Origin of the sequence: Okeania sp. SIO2B9 (assembly GCF_010672505.1) — a bacterium.
Lineage (GTDB): Bacteria > Cyanobacteriota > Cyanobacteriia > Cyanobacteriales > Microcoleaceae > Okeania > Okeania hirsuta.
The window spans coordinates 1-2,415 of record NZ_JAAHGK010001168.1 but is presented as its reverse complement, the minus strand read 5'-3'; the positions used below and the strand labels follow the sequence as shown (position 1 = coordinate 2,415).

Here is a 2,415-nt window from a genome sequence, read left to right as displayed (position 1 = left end):
CACTACTATATTTTCTGTATTTAATTATCGCCGAAGTATTGTAAAATGATTCTCTTATTTTTGACTATGAAATGGGCAACCACCAGCCGTTAAATCTTTGATAAATTTACTATTATCAAAATAATGTTCTACAGACAAAATTTTTAAATCTTCAGTTACTCTAGCAATACTCATACCAATAATTTCGATTGTTTCGCCAGTAGGTTGATAGTCTTTAAAATTACCTTGAAAAGTTCCCCAATGTCGCCATTTAAAAGTAACATTTGGCGGTCCAGAAAGCACTTCTATTACTTCCCAGAGAAACCCATTTGGAAAAGCTGTATTAAAAGTTTCAAAGGATGATTCAAAAGTTTCTTCGTCAGGATCATAATGTTTATTTTTACTAATAAAAAGATTATATGTCCCGTGTTTTCCTGCTTCCTGAGCAGTATATTCTTTTCCTCCATTACTACTCATGCGAAATTGATCGGCAACAACAGATAACCACTGTTCAGGATTAATTTTATTAGATGCTTCCATCTCAAAAGTCCTGACTAGGTTATGAGCGATCGCTTCTAAAGACCCTTCTGGATGATCATATTTACTCTCTTGTTGAAAAACTCGATCATTGTGAGAATAATCTGGTCGTTTTCCGCCTCGCCATTCCACATCTATATCATTAGAAATTACTTTTTCTCTATCTTGCACCCATAGGGGTAAATTTGTAGAATTAATATTACTCATATAATTTTTATTGCTAGGATGAAGTACAATTTTTTTGACTTTAGAGAACATACAACAGGATAAAAAAAGTATTATATTTTACTTTATCGGCATTAAAAATGCTATATTTGTTCTCAATTATCTGAGTGGATTCACACTTTCATTAATTTACTAGATTATTTATTGCTGCCATAGATTATTACATAATGATTTAATTTTTTGATTATAAGTCAACGGAAATTAAAAAAATTAATCAACCTTATTCATTTTTTTATCTTCGTTTTTTCAACAAATAAAAATCATCTTGACTCAAACTATATTGAATATCATGTCCGTTTAATTAATGATAATGTAGATGTAAATTCAAGAGGGAACACTGGAAACGAAGCATAAATTTGGGATATTCCTTCCAGATGGCTTCAGTCGAAGATTTTTATGATACTTAATCATCTGGAGATTGTATAATACCAAATCAATAAATATTTGCTACAAATAGCTAGGATATTTCTGAGGAGTTAACCCACCCCTAGCCCCTCCCAGGAGGGGAAGTCAGGAGTCAGAATGAATAGCTTTAATACCATTTTTTAGGTCGGAAATCATTCTTTTTGTCAAAATACATATCCTGCATTTGTCTTTTTATCGCACTTATTATTCGTAACATTCTTTTTTCGAATTGGTATAACAACTTGTTGCTAAGACTCTGAATAAACAAAATTTCGTTCAAATTTTAATCCCATTTTCTCCATAACTTGAATAGATGCTTTATTTTCTAACAATGCACTTGCTGCTACTGAAAATTAATCAACCTTATTCCTTTTTTACTCTTGGTTTTTCCAGCAAGTAAAAATTATCTTGACTCAAACTATATTTAATACCTTTTTGCTGAGATTCTGAATAAACAAAATTTCGCTCAAATTTTAATCCCACTTTTTCCATGACTCGAATAGATGCTTTATTTTCTAACAATGCACTTGCTCCTACTTGCTGTATTTCCCACTCTAAAAAACCTTTGCGAATTAAAGCTTTTGATCCTTCAGTTGCATATCCTTTTCCCCAAACTTTTCTTTGTAACCGATAACCAAGTTCAATATCATTTTCTTGATACAATGCTGCCCCCATATAACTATCTAAACCTGGTCGAAAATGAAACCAACCAACAAATTTATTACTTAACTTTTCAATAGCTGCCCAAAAACCATAACTCTGATATTGTTGGTAATACCTGAAAACTTTAGGCAAAAATTTATTTTTAATCTCATCGTAAGTCGTAGGTTTTCCGGAGCGATCGCCTAATTTTGTATATCGAGTTACTTCTGGGTCACTATCTAACTCAAATAATAATTCTGTATCAGCTTCAGTAAACTGTCGTAAAACTAATCTTTCTGTCTCTAGAAAAATCTTCATTATTTGAGTTCAAGTTTCATTAATTAATTATAAGAAAAACGTTTTTATCTCTAAAAATAAAATCTCTTAAATTCCCATTTTTTATATTAACTAAAACTTTTACTGATAGGTCTTAAATTATGAATTATATCCTGTTCGGTAGAACAGTTATAATTATGCTTGTAGTTGGCTTGTAGTTGGGCTTTAGCCCAACTATCAAGTCTCATTAATTAGACAAGGGTAAAAATGATATTCCCAAGATAATTGAGAATCTATCAAATTTCCCCCCTACTCCCTGCTCCCTCATCAGTGTTATTTGTGGGTATTTAA

The 2,415-nt window shown here is 31.3% G+C and carries 2 protein-coding genes; both read right to left on the bottom strand.

Features of this window, described 5'->3' with window-relative positions; genetic code table 11:
* Positions 1–54 precede the first annotated feature (54 nt).
* The gene (locus tag F6K13_RS28505) at positions 55–723 is read right to left on the bottom strand and encodes an ester cyclase (RefSeq protein WP_287289219.1); all 669 of its coding nucleotides are present in this window, start codon (positions 721–723) and stop codon (positions 55–57) included.
* 786 nt (positions 724–1,509) lie between these two features.
* A complete protein-coding gene (locus F6K13_RS28500; protein ID WP_287289217.1) occupies positions 1,510–2,106 on the bottom strand; it encodes a GNAT family N-acetyltransferase in 597 nt (198 codons plus the stop codon).
* Positions 2,107–2,415: the final 309 nt, after the last annotated feature.

Excerpts from the sequence above, each read along its gene's own strand:
- F6K13_RS28505 (WP_287289219.1), bottom strand. The coding sequence starts at position 723 with ATGAGTAATATTAATTCTACAAATTTACCCCTATGGGTGCAAGATAGA.
- F6K13_RS28500 (WP_287289217.1), bottom strand. The coding sequence starts at position 2,106 with ATGAAGATTTTTCTAGAGACAGAAAGATTAGTTTTACGACAGTTTACT.